This is a genomic window from Rhizobium aouanii, assembly GCF_037002925.1.
GTDB lineage: Bacteria > Pseudomonadota > Alphaproteobacteria > Rhizobiales > Rhizobiaceae > Rhizobium > Rhizobium aouanii.
The window spans coordinates 14722-38242 of sequence record NZ_JBAMYD010000012.1; the positions used below are offsets into that span (position 1 = coordinate 14722).

Sequence of the window (23521 nt, forward strand, 5' to 3'; positions counted from 1 at the left end):
AATTCGATGTTGCTTTGGCGCAACATATACTTTGTTAACCCTACCGAAGAGTTAAACTTAAAATACTTATTTTAGGAAATCGCATTCTTAAATAATACATAGAATATCCGGCCCGCCGACGCAACTGGAACAGCCTATTTATATAATCTTCGCTGCCCCCTATATAGGTTGCGTACAGACTCGCGGGATCAGAAGGCAAGATTTTGGACCACAAAAGACTTCGCTCGGCCCTCATAACAGGGGCTGCTAAAAGAATAGGCCGGGCAATCGCCGAAGACCTTGCTGCAAATGGCTTTTCCGTCGCGATCCACGCGAACGGCTCCATCGGTGAGGCCGAAGCGCTGGTGGCGGAATTGCGGCAGAAGGGCTATCGGGCGATCGCCCTGCAGGCCGACCTTAGCGATCTCGGCGAAACGGGCGAGCTCATTACAAGGGCGTCGGAAGCGCTCGGGCCGCTCGATCTGCTCGTCAATAATGCGTCGGTCTTCCAGCATGATTCAGCGCGGAGTTTCAACGCCGCCAGCTGGGCATTGCACTTCGACCTGCATGTCCGTGCGCCCTCTATCCTTGCGGCGGCCTTCGCGCAGCAGATGCCCGCTGAGGCAGCGGGGCTGATCGTCAATATCATCGACCAACGGGTTTGGGCGCTGAGGCCCAGCTTCTATTCCTATACCCTCTCCAAATCCGCGCTGTGGACGGCGACGCAGACACTTGCACAAGCATTGGCGCCACGCATCCGCGTCAATGCAATCGGCCCTGGCCCCTCGATGCCGAGCGAGCGGCAGGCGATGGAGGACTTCCAAGCGCAGGTCTCAGCCCTTATCTTGCAGCGAGGGCCGGCGCTGGAGGAATTCGGACAAACGATTCGCTTCCTTTACGACACGCCCTCGATCACCGGCCAGATGATTGCCCTCGACGGCGGCCAGCACCTCGCCTGGCAGACGCCCGATGTGGCGGAGATTACGGAATGAACGGACGAAAGCTGCCGGATGGCGGCGTTCTCTACGACGACACGGACGAGAGCGAAGACGATATCGAGGTGGAAGGCGACGCTTCCGTCGCCGCGCCGCTTGCGGCGACGGTCGATTGGAATGCGGGCAGCCTCAATGAAACCGGGCTCCTCGGCGCGGAACTGATCGGCGAATTCGTCAAGCGGCTGCCGAACAGCCCCGGCGTCTACCGCATGTTCAATGCCGAGGGCGACGTGCTCTATGTCGGCAAGGCGCGCAGCCTGAAGAAGCGCGTCAACAACTACGCCGTCGGCCGCGTGCATTCCAATCGCATCGCCCAGATGGTGCGCCAGACGGCGAATATGGAATTCGTGACGACGCGCACGGAAACCGAAGCGCTGCTTCTGGAAGCGAATCTGATCAAGCGCTTGCGGCCGCGCTTTAATGTGCTTTTGCGCGACGACAAGTCCTTTCCCTATATCCTCATCACCGGCGACCACCGGGCGCCGGCGATCTTCAAGCATCGCGGTGCGAGAGCGCGAAAGGGCGACTATTTCGGACCCTTCGCTTCGGCCGGCGCGGTCGGGCGGACGATCAACTCGCTGCAGCGCGCCTTCCTTATCCGCACCTGCACCGACAGCGTCTTCGAAACGCGCACGAGGCCCTGCCTGCTCTACCAGATCAAGCGCTGTTCCGGACCGTGCACCCATGAGGTTAGCGACGAGGGTTACGGCGAACTGGTGCAGGAGGCGAAGGACTTCCTGTCCGGCAAGAGCCAGAAGGTGAAGTCGCATATGGCCGAGGCGATGAACCAGGCGGCCGAGGATCTCGACTTCGAGCGGGCGGCAATTTATCGTGATCGCCTGGCGGCATTGTCGCATGTGCAGAGCCATCAGGGCATCAATCCGGCGGGCGTCGAGGAGGCTGACGTTTTCGCCATCCACCATGAAGGCGGCATCTCCTGCATCCAGGTGTTCTTCTTCCGCACCGGCCAGAACTGGGGCAACCGCGCCTATTTCCCGAAGGCCGATCCACAGCTTTCGAGCGCCGAAGTGCTGAACTCCTTCCTCGCGCAGTTCTACGACGACAAACCGGTGCCGAAGCAGATCATGCTGTCGCAGACGGTGGAGGAGCTGGAGCTGCTCGCGGCCGCACTCAGCGAAAAGGCCGGCCACAAGGTTTCCATTCTCGTGCCGCAGCGCGGCGAGAAGCGGGATTTGGTCGACCATGTCGTCGGCAATGCGCGCGAGGCGCATGGGCGAAAGCTTGCCGAGACGGCGTCGCAGTCGCGGCTGCTCGAAGGTTTCAAGGAGACATTCGGGCTTGCCTATGCTCCGCAGCGCATCGAGATCTACGACAATTCGCATATCATGGGCACCAATGCCGTCGGCGGCATGGTGGTCGCGGGGCCGGAAGGCTTCGTCAAGAACCAGTACCGCAAGTTCAACATCAAATCGACCGACATCACGCCCGGCGACGACTTCGGCATGATGAAGGAGGTGATGACGCGGCGGTTCTCGCGGCTGATCAAGGAGGAAGGCATTCCTGACCGGACGGCGCAGGTGGCCACTCCCGATGCAGCCGACATGCCCTTCCCCACCTGGCCCGATGTGATCCTCATCGATGGCGGCCAGGGGCAGATGACGGCGGTGCGCGCCATCCTTGCCGAACTCGGCATCACCGACAGCGTGACGGCAATCGGCATCGCCAAGGGCGTCGATCGCGATGCCGGGCGCGAGCGCTTCTTCCCGCCGGGACGCGAGAGTTTCACGCTGCCGCCGCGCGATCCGGTGCTCTACTTCATCCAGCGCATGCGCGACGAGGCGCATCGTTTCGCGATCGGCTCGCACCGGGCACGGCGCAAGAAGGAGATGATCAAGAACCCGCTCGACGAGATCGGCGGCATCGGCCCGTCGCGCAAACGCGCGCTGCTCCAGCATTTCGGTACGGCGAAGGCGGTTTCGCGCGCCGCCCTGTCCGACCTGATGGCGGTGGAAGGCATATCGGAAGCCGTCGCCAGGCAGGTCTATAACCATTTCCACGACGACGCCGCGAAATAACCGGCGTCCGTCGCAAATTCCACGCAAAGGCGGTGAAAAGACAGAAAGAATGTTGACGGTCCGCGGCCAAAGCCGTCATCTACCGCATCGGCCCGAGCATGATGCGGAGGTTCTAAAGTGTTACAGCGTCCTTGGCTCGTCCGAAAAGGCGCGCGGCGCTGTAGCGGTGCATCAATTCAGAGAAACGATCCCATGGCATCGCGTGCGTACAGCATTCCCAATCTTCTGACCTACGGCCGTATCCTCGCCGTACCGCTGATCGTTCTCTGCTTCTTCATCGAGGGCAGGCTGTCGATCAGCAATACGGCGCGTTGGGTGGCGCTGTGGATCTTCGTCATCGCTTCGCTCACCGATTTCCTCGACGGTTATCTCGCGCGCATCTGGAACCAGACGTCGAATATCGGCCGCATGCTCGACCCGATCGCCGACAAGCTGCTGGTCGCCTCGATCCTCCTCCTGGTCGCGGCCGACCAGACGATCGCCGGCTGGTCGATCTGGGCGGCGATCACCATTCTCTGCCGCGAGATCCTGGTGTCGGGCCTACGCGAATATCTGGCGGCGCTGAAGGTCAGCGTGCCGGTGACGCGGATCGCAAAGTGGAAGACGACGCTGCAGCTTGTCGCCATCGCCTTTCTGCTCGCCGGCCCTGCCGGCGACGAGATTTTCCCCTATACGACGCAGACCGGCATCGCGCTGCTGTGGATCGCGGCGCTGCTGACGATCTATACCGGCTACGACTATTTCCGCGCCGGCGTGAAACATATCGTGGATGACGAGGAATGACGCGGCTTGTCTATTTTGCCTGGGTGCGCGAGCGCATCGGCAAGGGCGAGGAGGAGATCGACCTCCCCTCCTCCGTCGTCACCGTCGCCGATCTTTTGAATCATTTGAAGACGCTGGGCGAAGAATATGAGGCAACACTTCAATATCCCGACGTGATCCGCGTGGCGCTCGACATGGAGCATGTCGAGCATGACGAACCGATATCAGGCGCCCGGGAAATCGGGATATTTCCGCCGATGACAGGGGGGTGAGGCTGTGATGGTGGTGCCGTGTCGCTACCCCCCTCTGTCCTGCCGGACATCTCCCCCACAAGGAGGGAGATTGGCTGGGAGCACGAACTTTCCCAAGCAATCAACGTCGCAGCCCGGCGAAATGGTAGGTGGGCACGATGGTCGAGCCACACGTAATCTCCCTCCTTGTGGGCGAAATGCCCGGCAGGGCAGAGGGGGGTTGGCACGGCACGCCCTCTCCATAACCTCCGCTACGGCATCAAAGCAGCTGGGGATGTTATCATGAGCATCACCCCGACCATCCGCGTCCAGCATGAGGACTTCGACCTGCAGGCCGAGGTCGATCTGCTCTCCGACGGCAAACCCGGGATCGGCGCCGTCGTCACCTTTTCCGGCCTCTGCCGCGATGAAGGCGGGACGCTTGCGGCCCTCGAGCTCGAGCACTATCCCGGCATGGCGGAGGCGGAGATGCGGCGCATCGGCGATCTTGCCATCGGGCGTTTCGGACTTCTCGGCCTCACCGCCATCCACCGTTACGGAAAGATCGCAGTCGGCGAGAATATCGTGCTCGTCGTGGCAGCCGCGCCGCACCGGCAGGCGGCCTTCGACGGCGCCAATTTCGTCATGGATTTCCTGAAGACTGCTGCCCCGTTCTGGAAGAAGGAGCACGCCAGGGATGGCGCCACCAGCGACTGGGTCTCGGCGAAAGACGCCGACGACGCAGCCCGCGACAAGTGGAAATAAGTTAGAGCACCACTCGCTCCCTGCGGCTCATGACCAAGAGCAGGACGAGCAGCGAGAAGACGACCAGATCCCGCCAGACGAAGGGGCCGTAGGCGCCCCACATGGTTTCGACGACGGCGAGGCCGGCAGCGCCGCCTGCCGAGCGCAGCGGATCGGAATGGCCGCCGACGGCTGCAATCAGCAGCACCTTCAACCCGAACATAAGGCCGGCGCCGAAATCCATCGAGCCGTAGTAGAAAGTCGCGAGGATGCCGCAGATGGTGGCGACGAGGGCTGCGGCCCCATAGGCGACAAGAAAGACGCGGTTGGCGCTGGTGCCGCAGAGTTCGGCCGCCAGCGGATCATCGGTGACGGCGCGCCAGACGCGGCCCCAGGCCGTGCGCCTGAGGATCAGCGTACCCACGACGACGATGGCGCACATCAGCGCGGTGTCGATCAACTGGATATGGGTGAGCGTCACCTTGAACGGGCCGTCGCTCCAGAAGACGACCGTGTCGTTCAGGAACGGCGGCAGCCAGATGGCGCGGGTATTGGCGGCAAGCCGGGCGGTCTCCATGAGGACGATCATGATGCCGAGGGCAGCGACGATGACCGTATTCGACGACTTGCTGACCAGCGGCAGCATGATCGAGCGACCGATCCATAGGCCCGCCGCCAGCGAATAGACGATGGAAGCGCCGGCGCCGACGGCAAGGGCGGCCGGCAGCACCAGCCAGAAGCGGTTGAAGGCGAGTTCGGTGAAGAGCAGCAGGATCTGGCCCGCGAAGGCAAAGATCGCCCCATAGGTGATGTCGGCCCGCTTCGTCACGCCGAAGGCGACGGCATAACCGAAGGCGAGCGCGGCATAGAGGGCGGCCAGCGGAACCGCATTCGCCAGCTGCTGCAGAAGATAAGCCATTCCGGACACTCCGCGTCAGTAAAATTATAACTGGTAAAACCCATTTCGCCAGTTATAATTTATCATGAGCTTTTCCTGGACCCCTCACCGCTTTGCCGGCGGCGCACTGGCGCTCGATGTCGTCAACAGCGTCGTTCTGCGCCACGATACCACGCGGCGTATCGACCGCTTCGCGGTCAGGGACCAGATGCGGAGCTTTCCGCGCGCCGCCGCCGAATTCTGCGCCGAGCGGGCCCTCTTCGGCGACACCGCGCCGGTGGCGGCGGAAAACGAGGCGGATTTCATCGCGCTGCGGGAAGCGATCGACCTCTATTTCCGCAAGCGTATACTTGATGGAGGCGACGACCAACTGCTCGCTAGCCTGCTGGAGGCACTGGCGAAGGCGTTGCGCGACACGAGGCCCGACAGCTTGGTTGCGGCGACCGCCCATTCGGCGCTGCGGCTGATCGCCATGCCCGATCCGGAGCGCATGAAGATCTGCGGCAATTGCGGCTGGCTGTTCATCGACCGCAGCAAAAACAGAAGCCGGGCCTGGTGCGACATGGCGGTCTGCGGCAACCGCGCCAAGGCGAACCGGCACTATCGCCGCAAGAAGGAGGAGACACGATGAGAAAGCATTGGATCATGATGGCCGCCGCCGGGCTGATGCTGTCAGCCTGCCAGCGCCAGGCTGAAAACCTGGTCGAGGTCACCGGCCATCTCTTCGTCTTCAACTATCGGGTGGCGAGCGCCACCTACCTGCTGACGCTGAAAAAGACGGGGCCTATTCCCGACGGTTCGGTCATCATCGCTGAATTCGAAAATCCTGAAGGAGGCGATCCGCTGGTGCTGAACCAGAAGATCTATCCGATCGACGACAAGATCGCGCTGCAGAGCGAAAACCTGCATTGCGTGCGCAAGGACCGTCCCTATTCCGTCAGTGTCCGGCTGGTCGACAAGGACGGCAAGGTGCTGCAGGAATTGAAGACGCAGTTCCGGTCCGATCTCGACCAGACCGTCCTACCGAGCAAGCCACTCGTCGTCGGCGCGTTTTATGACAAGAACCCGGAGGTCTTCAAGCCGGACGGCAGCGTCGATTTCTCGAATACGGACAAATGCCCGGCATAGAGAAATGCACAGAAAAAGCCGGAGCGAAGCCCCGGCTTTCGAGAGTCAATTCAAGGTTTTGCCGGCGAATGCCGAAGCGAGGCCTCAGCCGACGATTTCGGTGTCGGAGAACCAGTACTTGATTTCCTGGGCAGCCGTTTCAGGAGCGTCCGAGCCGTGAACGGAATTTTCGCCGATCGACAGAGCGTGAACCTTCCGGATCGTGCCTTCGTCAGCGTTAGCCGGGTTGGTCGCGCCCATGATCTCGCGGTTCTTGAGGATCGCGCCTTCGCCTTCCAGCACCTGGACGATGGTCGGGCCGGAGATCATGCCTTCGACCAGTTCGCCGAAGAAGGGACGGTCCTTGTGAACGGCGTAGAAGCCTTCGGCTTCGCGACGGCTCATCCAGACGCGCTTGGAAGCGACGACACGCAGGCCGGCATCTTCGAGCATCTTGGTGATGGCGCCCGTCAGGTTGCGCTTGGTCGCGTCCGGCTTGATCATCGAGAAGGTGCGTTCAATCGCCATAGTCAAATCCTCTGTTTTCTCGGGAAAAGTGGGGGGTCTTTACCCGCCCCAACGCCCGAAAACAAGAGGTAGGCGGCAATTTCACGCCGCTGTCACAGTCCTGCCGCGGCTTTGGTGAAGATCGAGGCAGCGTTCGAACCAGGCCATGACGGGATCGTCGGCGGCCAGCATGGCGAGACCGGCGGACACACGCAGCCATTGCAGCGCGCCGAAGACGATATAGTCGGCAAAGAGCGGTGTCTGCCCGCCGATGAAGGGCTGGAACTTCAGCATGTGCCGGAGCGGCTCCAGTTTGGCGCCGAAGGTAGCCTTCTCCGCCTCGCTGTCGGCGGCAACCACCTCCAGCGGTTTGCCGAGCCGAGCCTCCCGGCTTTCGCGGAAATAGGCCTTGTCTGCCTCATCGAGGTTCGCATGGATGTCGAGAAGGGCAATGCGCATGATCGCCGGATGGATGATCATCTGCGAATAGCCTTCCACCATGCGCGACAGCGCCTTGCCGCCCTCGCCGTTGAACAGCGACGGCCGCTCGGGATAGGCCTCCTCCAGATAGAGGGCGATGTCGAAACTGTCGGGGATCAGCCGGCCATTGTCGTCGAGAACGGGCACAATCGACGAGACACCGCCGCCGATCGCGCGGATGCGGGCGTAGGTCGTCGGAATCTCCTCGAAATCGAGCCCCTTATGCGCCAGCGCCATCACCGCCTTCCAGCAATGGGGCGAAAAGAAGCGCCGTTCGTCGGCGCCGCAGAGGGAATAGAGGGCTCTGGTCATGACAGTCCTTTCGAGATCGCAGCTTAATGCATTCGACGACAGAAAGCGCCTGCGATCAAATCAGGAAATTTCATGGTGTCATCACTCGGCTTTCTAGGGAAACCGGCTAGACTGCCGATACGACACGGGAGGGGACAGGATGCTCAGACATTACAGGATGTTCGCCGCCTATAATCGCTGGGCCAACCGCCAAGTCTACGCGGCTGCGGCCGAACTCAGCGACGCGGAATTCCGCAGCGACCGTGGCGCTTTCTTCGGCTCACTGGATCGCACACTCAATCATCTGCTCGTCGCCGACCGGATATGGATGAAGCGCTTCACCGGCACCGGCGAAGCGCCGGCGACACTCGATGCCGTGCTCTTCGAAGATCTGGATGCGCTTGCCGGCGCACGCAAAGCAGAGGACGAGCGTATCATTGCCTGGACGGGCATGCTGGACGAGGCGGCGCTTGCCGCCAACTTCACCTATGTAACAGTGGTACAGCCGGTCGAGATCACCCAGCCTCTGTCGTCGGCGCTCGCGCATTTCTTCAACCACCAGACCCATCATCGCGGCCAGTGCCACATGACGCTGACGGCGCTCGGCAAGCCGAGCCTCGTGATTGATCTCATCTACTTCCTGCGGGTCGAGGGCCGCGAATGGATGTGAGGTCTTCGCCATCAAGGCCGCGTTAACCGCCTTTACGGGTTCCGCCCGCGAATCCAGGGCTTCCGATTAAAAGTTCAGCCTCTCTTAAAAGCTTGCGGGCATAGCGGAACATAGGAAAAGAGGCTGCCGCGAGGGATCGTCATGCAGAATGCAAGCGCAAACGCATTGGTGCCGCGCGAGGCTGCCCGCCCGGCGCCGATGGCGGATATTCAGAAGATCGCCCAGCACATGGCGCGTCTGAACGTCGCGGCCCTACCGCGCAATTACGAACTCTTTCACGAGGCGATCGTCGGGCTCAATGCCGGCCTTGCGCAGGATATCGCAGCGCTCGGATCGCAGCCGCAGCAGCCGATGCTCGACGAACTCGGCCTGAAATACCGCCTCGTCGGCCATTGCGGGCTGGCAGGCGAGACATCACGAAACGAGGCGAGCCGGATGCTGCGCGACGTGGCGGAAAGGCTTGCCGAAGGGCTGAAGCACAAGAACGCGTTTGCGCGCGCCTGTGGCACGATCCTGAAATCCGTTTCCGGCCAGGACGATCAGAGCCTTGCCGCCTTCCTCAGCGAGGTCGACTACCTCACCGCATCGCTTTCGACGGTTCTTGCCGTGGAGACCGACATCAGCGCGAAGCTGCAGGACGATATCAAGACGTTGGAAACGCTGGAGCGCGGCATTTCGGCGATGCAATCGGCCGCGATCGCCGACAGGATCACCGGGCTTCCGAACCGCATCGCGCTGAACCGGACGATCGCTGATCTCTACAAGCGCGAAGAAGGTGCGGCCGGCAGCGCGCTGATCATGGTCGATATCGACAATTTCACCGATCTCAACGACAAATACGGCACCCAGGCCGGCAACAAGCTCCTGAAGAAGTTCGCCGGCCTGTTCAGCAAGTCGGTCAAGAAGAACGATTTCGTCGCCCGCACCGAGGCTGACGAATTCGCCCTGTTGTTTTCCAATGTCGGCATGCAGAATGCGATTGCTATCGCCGAACGCCTGCGCGCCTCCGTCGAAGACAATCTGGTCTTTGCGACATCAGACAAGGCCGATCCCGGCAGGCTCACCATCTCGATCGGCGTGGCGCTCAGCACCGACGCGGCAACGCCGGGACAATTGCAGGCCAATGCCCGCGTGGCGCTTCTCGCCGCGCAATCGAACCCCCGACTGCCGGTGCAGGCTTTCGGCCGTTAGATCCAGCGGCGGGTCCGAAAACCGCTCCCACTTTCAGCATCATGCTCCAGGACTGACAAGCGCTCTTGCCTTGGCGGGCGCTTTCGGCCAAAACGCCGGCCATGATCACGATCACCGATATTTCCGCCCGCATCGCCGGGCGCCTGCTTCTCGACAATGCCAGCGTCTCGCTGCCTTCGGGCACGAAGGCGGGGCTCGTCGGGCGCAATGGCGCCGGCAAGTCCACGCTGTTTCGCGTCATCACCGGCGATCTCGGCTCGGAGAGCGGATCGGTGTCGATACCGAAGGCCGCCCGCATCGGCCAGGTAGCGCAGGAAGCGCCGGCGACCGAGGACGCGCTGATCGAGATCGTGCTTGCCGCGGACAAGGAACGCAGCGCTCTCGTTGCCGAGGCGGAAACGGCGACCGACCCGCACCGCATTGCCGAAATCCAGATGCGCCTCGTCGATATCGACGCGCATTCGGCCGAAGCGCGCGCGGCAAGCATTCTTGCCGGTCTCGGCTTCGACCAGGCGGCACAAGCGCGCCCCGCCTCCTCCTTCTCCGGTGGCTGGCGCATGCGCGTTGCGCTCGCAGCCGTGCTTTTTGCCGAACCGGACCTGCTTCTGCTCGATGAGCCCACCAACTATCTCGACCTCGAAGGCACACTGTGGCTGGAAGACTACATCCGGCGCTATCCGCACACCGTCATCATCATCAGCCACGACCGCGATCTTCTGAACAATGCTGTCAATTCGATCGTCCATCTCGACCAGAAGAAGCTTACCTTCTATCGCGGCGGTTACGACCAGTTCGAGCGGCAGAAGGCGGAAGCCGACGAGTTGCAGACCAAGGCCAAGGCCAAGAACGACGCGGCGCGCAAACATCTGCAGGGCTTCATCGATCGCTTCAAGGCCAAGGCTTCCAAGGCCCGGCAGGCGCAATCGCGCGTCAAGGCGCTCGAGCGCATGGGAACGGTCGCCGCTGTCATCGAGGACCACGTACAGCCGATCACTTTTCCCGAGCCGGAAAAACAGCCGGCCTCGCCGATCGTCGCGATCCAGAGCGGCGCCGTCGGCTACGAGCCCGGCAATCCGATCCTGAAAAACCTCAATCTGCGCATCGACAATGACGACCGCATCGCCCTGCTCGGCTCGAACGGCAACGGCAAATCGACCTTCGCCAAATTCATCTCCGGCCGGCTGGCGCCGGAGAGCGGTGAAGTGAAGATCGCGCCGAGCCTGAAGATCGGCTTCTTCGCGCAGCACCAACTCGACGACCTCATCCCCGAGCAATCGCCGGTGGAGCATGTGCGCCGGCTGATGCCGGGCGCGCCGGAGGCCAAGGTGCGCGCTCGCGTCGCCCAGATGGGGCTTGCGACCGAGAAGATGGCGACGGCCGCCAAGGATCTTTCCGGCGGCGAAAAAGCCCGCCTGCTGATGGGGCTTGCCGCCTTCAATGCGCCTAATCTGCTGATCCTCGACGAGCCGACCAACCACCTCGACATCGATAGCCGCCGCGCGCTGATCGAGGCGCTGAACGACTACGAAGGCGCGGTAATCCTGATCTCGCATGATCGTCACCTGATCGAGGCGACGGTCGATCGGCTGTGGCTGGTCAATGGCGGCACGGTGACGAGTTTCGAAGGCGATATGGACGAGTACCGCGACCTCATCGTCACTTCAGGTAAAAAAAAAGAAGAAAAGCCGCAGCTAGTTGAAGACGCGACGTCGAAGGCCGACCAGCGCAAGCTCAATGCCGAACGTCGCGCCTCGCTGACGCCGCTCAGGAAAAAGATCAACGAAATCGAATCCTTGACGGCGAAGCTGGAGAAACAGATTCAGGCGCTTGACGCGGAACTTGCAGATCCCGCCCTTTACGAAAAGACGCCCGCCAAGGCCGCCGAGAAGGCGAAGCAACGCGGCGAAGCCGCGGCAAAACTCGCTGCCGCCGAGGAAGACTGGCTGATGCTGTCGGCCGAATACGAAGAAGCGATGGCGGGATAGCCACAGGGTGACGCTGAAATTCAAGAAGACCGAGGTGCCCAACACCGTCGTCGCCTCGGCCGAATTCGTGACGATCCGGTGAAGCGGGTTGCCAAGTCGGGACCGGCTGCCTAGATCTGTCCGACGTCAACGGAAGCCGGCAGGTCGGATATGAACCTTCATCTCGAAACGGACGACGATCCGCGCACCCGCCAGTTCATCGACGAGCACAACCGGGTTTCCGACGCCGCACTGAGAACACCTGAATTCGAGAGGGATCGCGACGCGATCAAGGCGCTGATCGAGCGGCAGGACAGGCTGATCGTGCCGATGCGCCGAGGCGAGTGGCTGTTCGACTTCCGCCAGAGCAAGGACAATCCTCTCGGCATCTGGCTCCGCCTGCCGGCAGACCAGGAGCCGCTGCCGGACGCCGCCTGGGAGCCGGTCTTCGATCTCGACGCCTTCTGCGTCAGCGATGGCAAGCGCTGGAACTGGCGCGGCTCCGTCACCTGCCCGTGGGAGCCGATGCGGGTGCTGCTCACGCTTTCGGACGGCGGTTCCGACCTTCTCCGGCTGCTCGAATTCGACGCCGAGCGGAAACAGGTCGTCGAGGGCGGCTTCGATACACCGGCCACACGATCGCATGCCACCTGGCTGAGCCGTGACGAAATCTGCTATTTCGGTTCCATCGACAGATTTTCGGCGACCCGCTCCGGATGGCCGCGCGTCGGACGGCGATTGAAGCGCGGGCAGCGACCGAAAGATGCCGCCGTCATGTTCGAAGCCGCGGACGAGGACGTCTACGGCTTCAATCTCGTCATCGACCCGGCCCTATCAGGCGCTGCGGCGGATCGCGGATTGATCGATATTTTCGTCGCCGCCCACGAGATCGGCGTCGCGAGCGCTTTCCTGATCGCCAACGACGGCACACAGCGGCGCGTCGATCTGCCTAAGGAAGCCGATTTCCAGTTCAATCATGATCATTGCCTTTGGCGGGCAAAGACCGATGAACGCGTTGCGACCGGCAGCCTCGTGCTGCAACGCTTCGATCCCGCCTCGGAGACGGCCATGCTCGGGCCGGAGCGGATCCTGTTTCAGCCTGGCGAGGGCCAGTCCATCGCGCAGATGATGCTGATGCAAGAGTGGTGCGTCTTCATCATCTCCGATCGGCTGCGTCCGCGTCTCATGGTGCTGGACCTGACAAGGCCCGATGCCGAACAGCGCGAGATCGCACTGCCGGCGGATATGCAGACAGCTCACTTCAGGCCGCTCCATGCAGATCTGCATCTTGGCGACGATACGCTCCACATCGTCGGGCAGGGCTTCCTGCAGCCGCCCGTCTGTTACCGCCTCGAGCTGTCGGATCGCAGCAGAGAGGCCGAACCGATTTTCGTCGCCGCGGCGCCGAGCTATTTCGATGCGACCGATATGTCATCCGAACTGCTGGAGGCCGTTTCCGAGGACGGAACGAGGGTTACCTACCGGCTTGTCCTGCCGAAGCAATGGACCAAGGGCGCGCTGCCGGTGCTGCTTTATGGCTATGGCGGCTTCGATGTCCCGTTGTCGCCAAGCTATTCCGGCGCGACAGGACGCTGGCTGGAACAAGGCGGCGCCTATGTGCAGGCCTATATTCGCGGCGGCGGCGAATTCGGGCCCGACTGGTATCGCAGCGCCAAGCGGCAGGGGCGAGACCGGGCTTTTGCCGATTTCGTCGCCATCGCGCGCGATCTCGTCGCCCGCGGCTATACCCTGCCGTCGCGGATTGCCTGCCAGGGCGGCAGCAATGGCGGTCTGCTGACCGGCGTGATGCTGACGCGCTACCCGCAAGATTTCGGCGCCGTCTGGTGCCAAGTTCCGGTTCTCGACATGACACGCTTCCACCTGTTCAGCGCAGGGCAAGCCTGGATGGACGAATATGGCGATCCGGAGACGCCGGTGGACCGGGATTTCATGCTCGGCTATTCGCCGCTTCACAATGTCGGGCCGGCGACCAAGGTCAGCTATCCGCCGATCTACATCGAAAGCTCCGCCAATGACGACCGCGTGCATCCCTCGCATGCGCGCCGCTTTGCCGCGCGGCTGGAGGAAGAAGGGCACCGGCCGCTCTTCCATGAATTCGGCTCCGGTGGGCATGGCGGCGACGGCAATTCCGAAGAACGCGCCGCCCGCGCCGCGATGGGTTACAGCTTCCTTCGCCAAACCATCATGCGCTAGGATGCGATAGAATGGAGGAGGAGAGCTTGTCGGCGCGCCTCTTTCTGATACAAACAGGTCAATAAATCATACTTTTCATACAGGCTCGAGCGAAACACCATGTCTCCTATCAACCTCGCCATCGTCGGCGTCGGCAAGATCGTCCGCGACCAGCACCTTCCCTCCATCGCCAAGAACCCGGATTTCGAACTCGTCGCCACGGCGAGCCGCCACGGCACGGTCGAAGGCGTCAAGAGTTATACGACGATCGAAGCGATGCTCGACGCCGAGCCCTCCATCGATGCCGTTTCGCTCTGCATGCCGCCGCAATATCGCTACGAGGCAGCCTATAAAGCGCTCGTCGCCGGCAAGCACGTCTTCCTGGAAAAGCCGCCCGGCGCGACGCTCAGCGAAGTGGCCGATCTCGAAGCGCTGGCGAACAAGCAGGGTGCGTCGCTCTTTGCCAGCTGGCATTCGCGCTATGCGCCGGGCGTCGAAGCCGCCAAGGCGTTTCTTGCCTCGACGACGATCAAAAGCGTGCACGTGATCTGGAAGGAGGATGTCCGCCATTGGCATCCGAACCAGGAATGGATCTGGCAGGCAGGCGGCCTCGGCGTTTTCGATCCCGGCATCAACGCGCTGTCGATCGTCACCCATATCCTGCCGCGGCCGATCTTCATCACCGAGGCCGTGCTCGAATTTCCCGAGAATCGCGATGCGCCGATCGCGGCCGACATTCACTTCCGCAATGCTGACGGTCTGCCGGTTCACGCCGAATTCGACTGGCGCCAGACCGGCAAGCAGAGCTGGGACATCGTCGCGGAGACGGCAGCCGGCCAGATGGTGCTCGCCGAGGGCGGCGCCAAGCTTTTGATCGACGGCGCGCTGAGATTCGCCGAGCCGGAGCAGGAATATCCCTCGCTCTACCGTCGCTTCGCCGAAATCATCAAGGCCGGCAAATCGGATGTCGATCTCGCGCCGCTGCGCCACGTCGCCGATGCCTTCATGCTCGGCAAGCGGAAATTCGTCGACGCCTTCCACGACTGAGCGTCGCAATAACGTCATAGAAACCGGCAAGATTTGCCGGCCTATGGCAATCGTGTTCGGGGGCAGCCGCTCATGAGCAACAAAATTGGCCGCAAGGGCCGATTTTTCCGCGTGTTGAATATTGGCATCCTTGTGGTGCCGCTTCTCGGCCTTGCAGCATGTTCGGGCGAAGAGGTCGTCATGCCGCCTGAGCCACCGGGCATTTCCCGATCCGAGGAATATTCCTTCGGATCGGCGACCCAGGCCCAGGATTGGCAGGCCACCCGCAAGGTGCTGGGCCAACTGGAAGGGCGGTTCGGAGAGAAGTCCATGCGTATCCTGGCGCGCAATCTTGCCAGCACCACCGACCCGCAGACCATCAAGGCTTATTATGCCGAACGCCTTGTGCATCAAGCCGGCTGGGCAGAAATGCCGGTCAGCACCTTTGCCGACAAGGCGTGGGCATTCGCTTTGGTCAGTCCGAATGGAAAGCATGTTTTGGCAGTCGAGGCGCTCGACCCATCGGAAAGTGCTGGCGGGATCGTACCCCTCAATATCTTGACAAACCTCGACGAGGATAAAGGTTCGAAACGGTAGCGGCGTTCGCTGGCGGGAGAGCGAAGCTGGACGGCTTCATGCAGCAATTCAAAGTGTTACAGCGTCCTTTGCGGCTCTCGAAAAGACGCGCGGCGCAGTAGCGTCGTAGCGAACGATCAGGCCTTCTTCTCCCATCGCCCTTCCGGTGTCTGCTGCCAATAGGTGAGGTTGTGCCCCTCGCCTTTCAGCTTCTTCCACTGCGTACGGGCGGCTTCCAGTTGCTCCTGGTCGTGACCGTCGAACATGAAGACGACGCGCTCATAGGCATCGACCGGCGGCGGCTCGGCGCCGTCGACGATGAAACGCACAGTCGCCGCATTGGCATTCTCTGATGTCACCGTCAAAAGCACCGGCTGGCTTTCGGCGAAATCGGCCTCGTCGGTGCCGTGCGGCAGGAAGCTCTCCTCGCGGAAAGTCCAAAGATGCTGATCGAGAGCATCACGCCGCGCCGGCTCGCGCGTCTGGACGGCAACGCGCCAGCCGCGCTCGACGCTTTTGTCGATGAGCGGCGGAAGCGCGTCCTCCAGCCTGGTTTCGGTCAGATGGTAGAAGAGGACGTCCGTCATCAGGATTCATAATGGGCGCGAACGAGCTCATCGAGCAGGCGCACGCCGAAGCCGGAGCCCCAGGATTGGTTGATCTCGTCCTGCGGCGAGCCCATCGCCGTGCCGGCAATATCGAGATGCGCCCAGGGCGTGTCCTGCACGAAGCGCTTGATGAAATGCGCCGCCGTGATCGAGCCAGCCTGCCGGCCGCCGGTGTTCTTCATGTCGGCGAACTTGCTGTCGATCAGCTTGTCGTAGTCCCTGCCGAGCGGCATGCGCCAGAGCTTCTCGTTTGTGGAAAGGCCGGCTGCCGTCAGTTGGGCGGAAAGCTGGTCATCGTTGGAGAACAGGCCGGCATGCACATTGCCGAGCGCCACGACGATCGCGCCGGTGAGCGTTGCAAGATTGATCATGAATTGCGGCTTGAAGCGGTCGTTGCAGTACCAGAGCGCATCGCAGAGCACCAGGCGGCCCTCGGCATCGGTGTTGATCACCTCGATCGTCTGGCCGGACATCGAGGTGACGATGTCGCCCGGGCGCTGGGCGTTGCCGTCGGGCATGTTCTCGACCAGGCCGATGATGCCGACGGCGTTGACGGCGGCCTTGCGGGAGGCGAGCACATGCATGAGACCGGTGACGGCTGCCGCACCGCCCATATCGCCCTTCATGTCCTCCATGCCGGCGGCCGGCTTGATCGAAATGCCGCCCGTATCGAAGACGACACCCTTGCCGATGAAGGCGACGGGGCGATCCTTGCCCTTGCCGCCCTTCCACTGCATGACCGCCAGGCGCGGCGGACGCACGGAACCTTGGGCGACGCCCAGAAGGGCGCCCATGCCGAGGCGGCGCATCTCCCGCTCCGTCAGTATTTCCACTTCGACGCCGAGCTTTTCCAGTTCCTTCGCCTTGGCGGCGAACTCGACGGGACCGAGCACGTTCGGCGGTTCATTGACGAGGTCACGGGCAAGGTTGACACCGCCGGCAATCGCTTCGGAATCGGAAAACGCCTTCTTGGCACCACCCGGATCGGCAGTGACGATCGTCACCTTGACGGATTTCGCCGGCTTCTCCTCCTCGTCGCTCTTCTTCGTCTTGTAGGTATCGAAGCTATAGGCGCGCAGTAGCATGCCGAGCGCGAAATCGGCAGTTGCTCGCGCGCTGGTCTCGAGCCCGGGCACATCGATGAAGACGGCGGCCTTGTCGGTGTTCTTGATTTTCGATGCCGCAGCACCGCCGGCCTTCAGCCAATCATGGACGGTGAGCTCGGCGGCCTTGCCGAGCCCGATGACGACGATGCGCTCGACGGGCGCGCCTTCGGGGGCAACGATATCGAGCCCGCTCATGGATTTCGCGGAGAATCGGGCGATCCTGGCAGCCTTGGCGATCACGCCTGCCGGGTCGACTGATTCGGCGCCGGCAGCGCTGTCGGCCTCCGCCGTCTTCAACAGGATCGCCAGGCCGCCATTGAGCTTTGCCGACTTCGAGAATGAAATTTCCAACTTTACTGACATGTCTTCTCCGCTGGGATTCTTTGAAATCCGTCCCTCGCGGATAATTTCGCGTTTGGCGGGTCTGTCAATGGCTTGCGACAATTGTTATGGTCGCCCGCGGCCATCACGGTCCTCATGTTTTCGTCAGTTTCATAGATATTCGCGTTGACAGTTTTTTCGAAAAATCGATGGCGGGACCTGGCAATCCGCCTGCCGAAAACGACTTTCGGTGCATTCATGCTGCTGTTTTGGATGTGGTGGGCGCTGCTTGCCGTCTTCCGCGCCTTTCCCGGAATAGACATCTATTTTTCCCAGCTTTTTTTCGTGGGCGCAGATTGCGACGCGACTGCTGCTGCCGGGGGCATCTGCGGCGGCTTTCCCTATCGCGACGTCGCGGCGTTCGACCTGCTGCGCACCGTCTTCTTCCGCCTGCCCTATGTGGTGGCGATCGTGATGCTGTGGAAACTCGTCGAATGCTACCAGCAGCATGGCGCAACCTTCAACGCCGAGCGCGCGCAAAAGCTCAAAGTTGCGCTTGGAACGCTGCTGATCGGGCCGGTGCTGCTCGTCAATGTCGTCCTGAAGGAACATTGGGGCCGGCCGCGGCCGATACAGACCGACATTTTCGGCGGTCCGCTGCATTTCGTCGAGGCAGGTTCGCTTGCCGGAAAATGCGTTTCGAACTGCTCGTTCGTCTCCGGCGAGGCAGCGAGCGCCGGCTGGCTCCTCTGCCTTCTGCACTTCGTTCCGAAACCCCTGCGTTATGCGCTGGCGGCGCCTGTGGCGGTGATCTCGATCCTCACCCCGGCGATGCGGCTATCCTTCGGCGCGCACTACCTTTCCGACGTCGTTCTTGGATGGCTTTCGTCGCTTGTCGTCTTCGCCGCATTGCTGGCGTTAACTGAGTCGCAACAGCATCAAAAAAATTCTGAAATTTGAATGAATTTTTGACACCAGCTTGTCGCAAAAGCGCGACAAAGAGCGTAGAGGGATTCTCCTGCAAAGCCGTTTGGGCGTGCAGGTGCTTTCAAGGGCAGGCATGAAACTACTCGAGACATACATATTGCGGCGCGTCGGCCAGATGTTTCTCGTGGCGCTCCTGCCCGTTCTGGCGATCATTTGGACGACTCAGGTTCTGCAGCGCATCAATCTGGTCACCGACAGCGGCCAGTCGATCGGCTCGTTCGCCAAGCTGGCGACGATGATCCTGCCGTCGATCATTCCCGTCGTGCTGCCCTTCGCTCTCGTTATCGCGATCACCCAGACGCTGACGACGATGAACAATGATTCCGAGCTCACCGTCATCGACGCGGCCGGGGCGCGGCGCAGCGTGCTGATCCGCCCGATCCTGCTGCTTGCCGCCGTCATCAGCGTCTTTTCCTTCTTCGTCGACAACGTCGTCGAGCCGCGCGCAAAGACCGTCGTGCGCCAGATGATCGCCGAGACCTATGCTGACCTCCTCTCTTCGGTGATCGAGGAAAAGACCTTTCGCAAGCTCGATGAAGGCCTCTACGTACAGATCTCGCAGCGGATGGCAGGCCGCATGCTCAAGGGCCTTTTCGTCGCCGACGAGCGCGACCCGGCCTACGAACTGATCTATTATGCGAAGGAAGGCGCCGTCGACGACACGGGCACGACGCTGATCATGCATGAAGGCGAAGTGCACCGCAAAACGCCCGACGGCAACGTCTCGGTCATCAATTTCGATTCCTATTCCTTCGACCTCTCGGACATGACGGAGAATCGCGGTCAGGCGACGCTGCGCGCCAGCGACCGTGACCTGTGGTTCCTGTTCAATCCGGACCCGGCCGACAAGGACTATACGATCCGGCCGCAAAGCTACCGCGCCGAACTGCATCGCCGGCTGACCGACTGGATCCTGCCTGTCGTCTTTGCCCTGTTTTCACTGGCGATCGCCGGCGACGCGCGCTCGCACCGCGAAGCGAGGCTGCATCCGATGGTGAGCGCTCTCGCGTATGCCTTCGCGATGCGATGGGCGGCCTTCTACGCGGCCAATCAGATCGATACCGACCCTGAATATATCGCCGTCCTCTACGCCATCCCGATCGTCAGCAGCATCGTCTCGATCGTCTTTCTCGGCCTGCACAAACGACTGGTCATGCCTTCGTTCATCCGCGACCGGATTTCGTCTTTCTGGAGGCGGATGCAGGAAAGGCTGCTTGCCGCAACCGGCAGGACCGGCGGGGGCACTGCCCAATGATGTTCGGGACATTGTCGCGTTATTTCTTTCGCCGCTATCTGGTGACGACAGGCTGGTTCCTGATCGGCGTCTCGGCGATTTCTTTCCTCCTCGATTTCAGCGAGACGGCGGGCCGCATGTCCGGCCTTCCCGGCTACACGATCGGCGGCGGCGTCTTGATGACCGCCGTGCGCCTGCCGCTCATCCTGCAGCAGACGGTGCCGTTCATCGCATTGTTCGTCGGCATGACGGTGCTGATCGGTCTCAACCGCAAATATGAACTCGTCGTCACGCGCGCAGCCGGCATTTCGGTCTGGCAGTTCATGTTCCCCTTCATCGCCGGCTCGCTGGCGCTCGGCCTGCTGACGATGGCGGCGCTGAACCCGCTTGCCGCCTGGGGACAGCGCCAGGCACTGCTGGTCGAATCCGACTGGCGCGGCGAGAACGCGGTTCTGCGCAAGGCGCCGCAGATTCCGTGGCTGCGTCAGATCAGTGGCCGGGACGATGTCATCATCGGCGCCCAGACGGTCCAGGAGAACGGAACGAAGCTGATCGACGCCGTGCTGATCCATTTCGATTCAAGCGGTCAGGTCATTCTGAGACAGGACGCCGCCACGGCAAAATTGGAAGATGGTTACTGGCAACTTAACACCGTTGTCGAGCGCAAGCCTGGCGAAATCCCCGTGCGTAAAGCTTCGGTTCAACTTCGCACCAATCTGAAACAGGACTTCGTCCAGGAGCGGCTGACAGCGCCGGAAACAATTGGTTTCTTTGACCTTTCCAACCGGATTGCGGCGGCCAAATCCTTCGGCATTTCGACCAAGGCGCTGGAGACGCAATTCAACTCCCTGTTGTCCCAGCCCTTGCTGCTGGTGGCCATGACTTTCATAGCCGCAACAGTGTCCCTAAAATTTAGCCGGTTCAACCAATCCCGCTCCGTGATTCTGGGTGGCATCCTTTCGGGCTTCATGCTTTATGTCATCACCGTGCTTGTAAAGGCATTCGGAAGCAGTGGAGTCGTGCCCCCCTTTGTGGCGACGTGGATACCGGTGGTCGTCGCGCTGGCCTTGGGTGCGACTATTCTGCTTCATCAGGAGGACGGCTAGTGGCGGCAGGCGACCGCAAGTATTTTAGTAAACAGTTGGTTGCCCTGCTTGTCGGTGCGGCTTTATGTTCATATTTCGGCAGCGCCCCGGCCTCTTTCGGCCAGGCCAGCGCGCCCGAACAAGATATAGAGAAGAAGATTCCCGAAGGGGCCAAGCTTCTGCTTTCGGCCAATGAACTGGTCTATAACCGTGACGCCGATCTGGTGTCGGCGGTCGGCGGCGTGCAGATCAATTATGCCGGCTATAAAATGGTCGCTCAGAAGGTCGAGTACAATCAGAAGACCGGCCGGATGATGGCGATCGGCAATATCGAGCTGGTCAGTCCCGACGGCAACCGCATCTATGCCGACAACCTCGACGTGACCGACAATTTCGCCGACGGGTTCATGAACTCGCTGCGTATCGAAACCGCCGACAATACGCGTATCGCCGCCGAAACCGGTGAGCGCGTCGGCGGCACGAAGATGATTCTCAACAAGGGCGTCTACACGGCCTGCCTTCCCTGCGCCGAAGATCCGAAGCGTGCCCCCTTCTGGCAGGTCAAGGCCCAGCGGGTGATCCAGAACGGCGAGACGCATACGATCCGGCTGGAGAGAGCGCGCTTCGAACTGCTCGGCCATCCGATTGCCTTCCTGCCGTTCATCGAAGTTCCCGACAATACGGTGAAACGCAAGTCCGGCTTTCTGTTTCCGACGATGAGCCTGTCGCAGAATCTCGGCTTCGGTCTTTCCGTTCCCTATTACTATGTGATCTCGCCGAGTATGGACGCGACGGTCACCGCCACGGGCTACACCGCCCAGGGCTTCCTCATCGAAGGCGAATTTCGCCAACGTTTCGAAAATGGCACGCATATCCTGCGCGTCGCCGGCATCGACCAGGCAACACCGGGCAACTTCAGCTCCGGCACCAGCGATGCCGAAGCCGAGCAGCGTGGCATGGTGGCTTCCAAGGCTGACTTCCGCATCAATCCGCGCTGGACGTTCGGCTGGGACGTCATGACGCAGAGCGACAACAATTTCTCGAAAACATACAAGCTGCGGGGCCTGACCGGTACGGATCGTACCAACCAGATCTACCTGACAGGGCTCGGGAAACGCAATTATTTCGACATGCGGGCGTTCTATTTCGACGTCCAGGATGCCGATCGGACGAATACCGCTGAAAAGCAGCAGGCGATCGTCTATCCCGCGCTCGACTACCACTATGTAGCGCCGCAGCCGCTGGCCGGCGGCGAGCTTTCGGCGGATGTCAACCTGACGAATATTTCGCGCACACATGACGACTTCTATACCGTCGACGGCTTCGACCGTTTCCGCGGTCTGAAAGGCCAGACATCGCGGCTGACTGCCGAGCTGCAATGGAAGCGCACCTACGTCACGCCGACCGGCCTGGTGATCACACCGTTACTGGCCGCGCGCGGCGATGCTTTCGCGCTGAACATGGATGACCCCACAGGCTACACCGGCAACTACGTCGACGGCAATTCTGCTACCCGCTCGATGTTCACAGCCGGTCTGGAGATGCGTTATCCGATCCTGATGACGACGGCTAACAGCACCCATATCCTCGAGCCGATCGCGCAGATCTATGCCCGCCCCGACGAGCAGCTGGCAGGCCGCCTGCCGAACGAGGATGCGCAAAGCTTCGTCTTCGACGCCACCTCGCTGTTCGACCGCGACAAGTTCTCGGGCTACGACCGGGTCGAAGGCGGCACGCGCGCCAATATCGGCGTTCAGTACACCGGTACATTCGATAGCGGTTACAAGCTGCACGGCATCTTCGGCCAGTCCTATCAGATCGCCGGCCAGAACTCGTTTGCGACCGATGACCTCGTCAATGTCGGCGCAGATTCGGGCCTTGAAACCGACCGCTCCGATTATGTCGGCCTTGGCGGCGTCGAAACACCGTACGGCGTTTCCGTTGCAGCCTCCTATCGGCTCGACGAAAAAGATTTCGAATTCCGCCGCGGCGATCTGACGACGGCCTACCAGAACGACACCTTCGCGACGCAGCTGACCTACACCCATCTCAGCGCCCAGCCGGCATATGGCTTTGCCGAGGACAATGACGAGATCCAGACGAACAGCAGCGTCAAGTTCAAAGATTACTGGTCGATTTTCGGCGGCATTGCCTGGGATCTGAACAATGATGTGATCAGCCGGCGGACGATCGGCCTCTCTTATGAGGACGAATGCACGATCTTCACGATCGCTTATACGGACAGCAGAGATTCCGACGACGAGTCGGGAAGCGACTGGACAATCGGCGCACGGCTGACCTTCCGCACCCTTGGCGACATCAAGATCGGTTCCGACACCCTCGAATGACGGGCGATCGGCGCAAACATGGCCTGAAGCCATTCTTTCGCCGTAAGCCTGTGCAGGACATTGCCGCCAGTCGGTATCTGAGGCATAGGGGTTTCGCGCCGTGGTGGAAGCGATTTCAGCGTGTCTCACACTGTGGTAAGAACGCCGCGAACAACGTCTCGCGACGCTATCGGGAGGTCAACA

Annotated in this window: 22 protein-coding genes; 17 read left to right on the forward strand and 5 right to left on the reverse strand. The window is 61.4% G+C overall.

Going from position 1 to position 23521, the window contains the following annotated elements; all coding sequences use genetic code 11:
- Nucleotides 1–203: 203 nt before the first annotated feature.
- From V8P77_RS20795 to V8P77_RS20815, 5 genes are all read left to right on the forward strand, one after another.
- A complete protein-coding gene (locus V8P77_RS20795) occupies nucleotides 204–971 on the forward strand; it encodes an SDR family oxidoreductase (protein WP_335914060.1) in 768 nt (255 codons plus the stop codon).
- On the forward strand, nucleotides 968–3010 hold the full coding sequence (gene uvrC, locus V8P77_RS20800) for an excinuclease ABC subunit UvrC (RefSeq protein WP_335914061.1): 2043 nt from the start codon (nucleotides 968–970) through the stop codon (nucleotides 3008–3010). Before V8P77_RS20795 ends, uvrC begins: the two co-directional genes overlap by 4 nt.
- Nucleotides 3011–3202: 192 nt before the next feature.
- A complete protein-coding gene (pgsA, locus tag V8P77_RS20805; RefSeq protein WP_003547103.1) occupies nucleotides 3203–3793 on the forward strand; it encodes a CDP-diacylglycerol--glycerol-3-phosphate 3-phosphatidyltransferase in 591 nt (196 codons plus the stop codon).
- The gene (moaD, locus tag V8P77_RS20810; protein ID WP_335914062.1) at nucleotides 3790–4044 is read left to right on the forward strand and encodes a molybdopterin converting factor subunit 1; all 255 of its coding nucleotides are present in this window, start codon (nucleotides 3790–3792) and stop codon (nucleotides 4042–4044) included. Before pgsA ends, moaD begins: the two co-directional genes overlap by 4 nt.
- Nucleotides 4045–4305: 261 nt before the next feature.
- Nucleotides 4306–4767: a molybdenum cofactor biosynthesis protein MoaE gene (locus V8P77_RS20815; protein WP_335914063.1), complete on the forward strand. Its 462-nt coding sequence runs from the start codon at nucleotides 4306–4308 to the stop codon at nucleotides 4765–4767.
- 1 nt (nucleotide 4768) lies between these two features.
- Here V8P77_RS20815 and V8P77_RS20820 read toward each other — a convergent pair whose 3' ends face one another.
- A complete protein-coding gene (locus V8P77_RS20820) occupies nucleotides 4769–5665 on the reverse strand; it encodes a branched-chain amino acid ABC transporter permease (RefSeq protein ID WP_335914064.1) in 897 nt (298 codons plus the stop codon).
- A 64-nt stretch (nucleotides 5666–5729) separates the two neighbouring features.
- Between V8P77_RS20820 and V8P77_RS20825 the strand changes: the two genes are divergently transcribed.
- Both V8P77_RS20825 and V8P77_RS20830 read left to right on the forward strand, forming a co-directional pair.
- A complete protein-coding gene (locus tag V8P77_RS20825; RefSeq protein WP_025393986.1) occupies nucleotides 5730–6275 on the forward strand; it encodes a CGNR zinc finger domain-containing protein in 546 nt (181 codons plus the stop codon).
- Nucleotides 6272–6772 (forward strand): hypothetical protein, encoded by a 501-nt coding sequence (locus tag V8P77_RS20830; RefSeq protein WP_335914065.1) that lies wholly within the window; start codon nucleotides 6272–6274, stop codon nucleotides 6770–6772. Before V8P77_RS20825 ends, V8P77_RS20830 begins: the two co-directional genes overlap by 4 nt.
- Nucleotides 6773–6856: 84 nt before the next feature.
- Here the strand turns inward: V8P77_RS20830 and ndk are convergent, their stop codons facing one another.
- Nucleotides 6857–7279: a nucleoside-diphosphate kinase gene (gene ndk, locus V8P77_RS20835; RefSeq protein ID WP_335914066.1), complete on the reverse strand. Its 423-nt coding sequence runs from the start codon at nucleotides 7277–7279 to the stop codon at nucleotides 6857–6859.
- Between the two features lie 81 nt (nucleotides 7280–7360).
- A complete protein-coding gene (locus V8P77_RS20840) occupies nucleotides 7361–8050 on the reverse strand; it encodes a glutathione S-transferase family protein (protein WP_222060366.1) in 690 nt (229 codons plus the stop codon).
- A gap of 139 nt (nucleotides 8051–8189) precedes the next feature.
- On the opposite strand from V8P77_RS20840, the gene V8P77_RS20845 reads away from it, so the two are divergent.
- The 6 genes from V8P77_RS20845 (at nucleotide 8190) to V8P77_RS20870 (ending at nucleotide 15670) form a co-directional block, all read left to right on the forward strand.
- The gene (locus V8P77_RS20845; RefSeq protein ID WP_335914067.1) at nucleotides 8190–8699 is read left to right on the forward strand and encodes a DinB family protein; all 510 of its coding nucleotides are present in this window, start codon (nucleotides 8190–8192) and stop codon (nucleotides 8697–8699) included.
- Nucleotides 8700–8840: 141 nt separating this feature from the next.
- A complete protein-coding gene (locus V8P77_RS20850) occupies nucleotides 8841–9890 on the forward strand; it encodes a GGDEF domain-containing protein (RefSeq protein ID WP_335914068.1) in 1050 nt (349 codons plus the stop codon).
- A 101-nt stretch (nucleotides 9891–9991) separates the two neighbouring features.
- The gene (locus V8P77_RS20855) at nucleotides 9992–11875 is read left to right on the forward strand and encodes an ABC-F family ATP-binding cassette domain-containing protein (protein ID WP_335914069.1); all 1884 of its coding nucleotides are present in this window, start codon (nucleotides 9992–9994) and stop codon (nucleotides 11873–11875) included.
- Between the two features lie 150 nt (nucleotides 11876–12025).
- Nucleotides 12026–14068 (forward strand): prolyl oligopeptidase family serine peptidase, encoded by a 2043-nt coding sequence (locus V8P77_RS20860; RefSeq protein ID WP_335914070.1) that lies wholly within the window; start codon nucleotides 12026–12028, stop codon nucleotides 14066–14068.
- 99 nt (nucleotides 14069–14167) lie between these two features.
- A complete protein-coding gene (locus V8P77_RS20865) occupies nucleotides 14168–15094 on the forward strand; it encodes a Gfo/Idh/MocA family protein (protein WP_335914071.1) in 927 nt (308 codons plus the stop codon).
- Nucleotides 15095–15166: 72 nt separating this feature from the next.
- Nucleotides 15167–15670, forward strand: a complete 504-nt coding sequence (locus V8P77_RS20870; RefSeq protein WP_335914236.1) for a hypothetical protein — start codon at nucleotides 15167–15169, stop codon at nucleotides 15668–15670.
- 116 nt (nucleotides 15671–15786) lie between these two features.
- Here V8P77_RS20870 and V8P77_RS20875 read toward each other — a convergent pair whose 3' ends face one another.
- Both V8P77_RS20875 and V8P77_RS20880 read right to left on the reverse strand, forming a co-directional pair.
- On the reverse strand, nucleotides 15787–16236 hold the full coding sequence (locus tag V8P77_RS20875) for a DNA polymerase III subunit chi (RefSeq protein ID WP_335914072.1): 450 nt from the start codon (nucleotides 16234–16236) through the stop codon (nucleotides 15787–15789).
- A complete protein-coding gene (locus V8P77_RS20880; RefSeq protein ID WP_335914073.1) occupies nucleotides 16236–17726 on the reverse strand; it encodes a leucyl aminopeptidase in 1491 nt (496 codons plus the stop codon). The genes V8P77_RS20875 and V8P77_RS20880 overlap by 1 nt, the downstream gene beginning before the upstream one ends.
- A 144-nt stretch (nucleotides 17727–17870) precedes the next feature.
- Here V8P77_RS20880 and V8P77_RS20885 point away from each other — a divergent pair, with 144 nt between their 5' ends.
- The 4 genes from V8P77_RS20885 to V8P77_RS20900 all read left to right on the forward strand — a co-directional run bounded on the left by V8P77_RS20885 (nucleotide 17871) and on the right by V8P77_RS20900 (nucleotide 23338).
- Nucleotides 17871–18644, forward strand: coding sequence for a phosphatase PAP2 family protein (locus V8P77_RS20885; protein ID WP_335914074.1), 774 nt, complete (start codon nucleotides 17871–17873; stop codon nucleotides 18642–18644).
- A gap of 100 nt (nucleotides 18645–18744) precedes the next feature.
- On the forward strand, nucleotides 18745–19926 hold the full coding sequence (gene lptF / locus V8P77_RS20890; RefSeq protein WP_129418637.1) for an LPS export ABC transporter permease LptF: 1182 nt from the start codon (nucleotides 18745–18747) through the stop codon (nucleotides 19924–19926).
- Nucleotides 19923–21011, forward strand: coding sequence for an LPS export ABC transporter permease LptG (lptG, locus tag V8P77_RS20895; RefSeq protein WP_011651253.1), 1089 nt, complete (start codon nucleotides 19923–19925; stop codon nucleotides 21009–21011). Before lptF ends, lptG begins: the two co-directional genes overlap by 4 nt.
- Entirely contained in the window at nucleotides 21011–23338 is a 2328-nt protein-coding gene (locus V8P77_RS20900) for an LPS-assembly protein LptD (RefSeq protein ID WP_335914075.1), read from the forward strand. The genes lptG and V8P77_RS20900 overlap by 1 nt, the downstream gene beginning before the upstream one ends.
- Nucleotides 23339–23521 lie beyond the last annotated feature (183 nt).

What these genes read in the sequence shown, in the direction of transcription:
- uvrC (WP_335914061.1), top strand. Translation starts at nt 968, where the DNA reads ATGAACGGACGAAAGCTGCCGGATGGCGGCGTTCTCTACGACGACACG.
- V8P77_RS20845 (WP_335914067.1), top strand. Translation starts at nt 8,190, where the DNA reads ATGCTCAGACATTACAGGATGTTCGCCGCCTATAATCGCTGGGCCAAC.
- ndk (WP_335914066.1), bottom strand. Translation starts at nt 7,279, where the DNA reads ATGGCGATTGAACGCACCTTCTCGATGATCAAGCCGGACGCGACCAAG.
- lptF (WP_129418637.1), top strand. Translation starts at nt 18,745, where the DNA reads ATGAAACTACTCGAGACATACATATTGCGGCGCGTCGGCCAGATGTTT.
- V8P77_RS20840 (WP_222060366.1), bottom strand. Translation starts at nt 8,050, where the DNA reads ATGACCAGAGCCCTCTATTCCCTCTGCGGCGCCGACGAACGGCGCTTC.
- V8P77_RS20815 (WP_335914063.1), top strand. Translation starts at nt 4,306, where the DNA reads ATGAGCATCACCCCGACCATCCGCGTCCAGCATGAGGACTTCGACCTG.
- V8P77_RS20875 (WP_335914072.1), bottom strand. Translation starts at nt 16,236, where the DNA reads ATGACGGACGTCCTCTTCTACCATCTGACCGAAACCAGGCTGGAGGAC.
- V8P77_RS20870 (WP_335914236.1), top strand. Translation starts at nt 15,167, where the DNA reads ATGAGCAACAAAATTGGCCGCAAGGGCCGATTTTTCCGCGTGTTGAAT.
- V8P77_RS20865 (WP_335914071.1), top strand. Translation starts at nt 14,168, where the DNA reads ATGTCTCCTATCAACCTCGCCATCGTCGGCGTCGGCAAGATCGTCCGC.
- pgsA (WP_003547103.1), top strand. Translation starts at nt 3,203, where the DNA reads ATGGCATCGCGTGCGTACAGCATTCCCAATCTTCTGACCTACGGCCGT.
- V8P77_RS20825 (WP_025393986.1), top strand. Translation starts at nt 5,730, where the DNA reads ATGAGCTTTTCCTGGACCCCTCACCGCTTTGCCGGCGGCGCACTGGCG.
- moaD (WP_335914062.1), top strand. Translation starts at nt 3,790, where the DNA reads ATGACGCGGCTTGTCTATTTTGCCTGGGTGCGCGAGCGCATCGGCAAG.
- V8P77_RS20850 (WP_335914068.1), top strand. Translation starts at nt 8,841, where the DNA reads ATGCAGAATGCAAGCGCAAACGCATTGGTGCCGCGCGAGGCTGCCCGC.
- V8P77_RS20880 (WP_335914073.1), bottom strand. Translation starts at nt 17,726, where the DNA reads ATGTCAGTAAAGTTGGAAATTTCATTCTCGAAGTCGGCAAAGCTCAAT.
- V8P77_RS20855 (WP_335914069.1), top strand. Translation starts at nt 9,992, where the DNA reads ATGATCACGATCACCGATATTTCCGCCCGCATCGCCGGGCGCCTGCTT.
- V8P77_RS20820 (WP_335914064.1), bottom strand. Translation starts at nt 5,665, where the DNA reads ATGGCTTATCTTCTGCAGCAGCTGGCGAATGCGGTTCCGCTGGCCGCC.
- V8P77_RS20830 (WP_335914065.1), top strand. Translation starts at nt 6,272, where the DNA reads ATGAGAAAGCATTGGATCATGATGGCCGCCGCCGGGCTGATGCTGTCA.
- V8P77_RS20860 (WP_335914070.1), top strand. Translation starts at nt 12,026, where the DNA reads ATGAACCTTCATCTCGAAACGGACGACGATCCGCGCACCCGCCAGTTC.
- lptG (WP_011651253.1), top strand. Translation starts at nt 19,923, where the DNA reads ATGATGTTCGGGACATTGTCGCGTTATTTCTTTCGCCGCTATCTGGTG.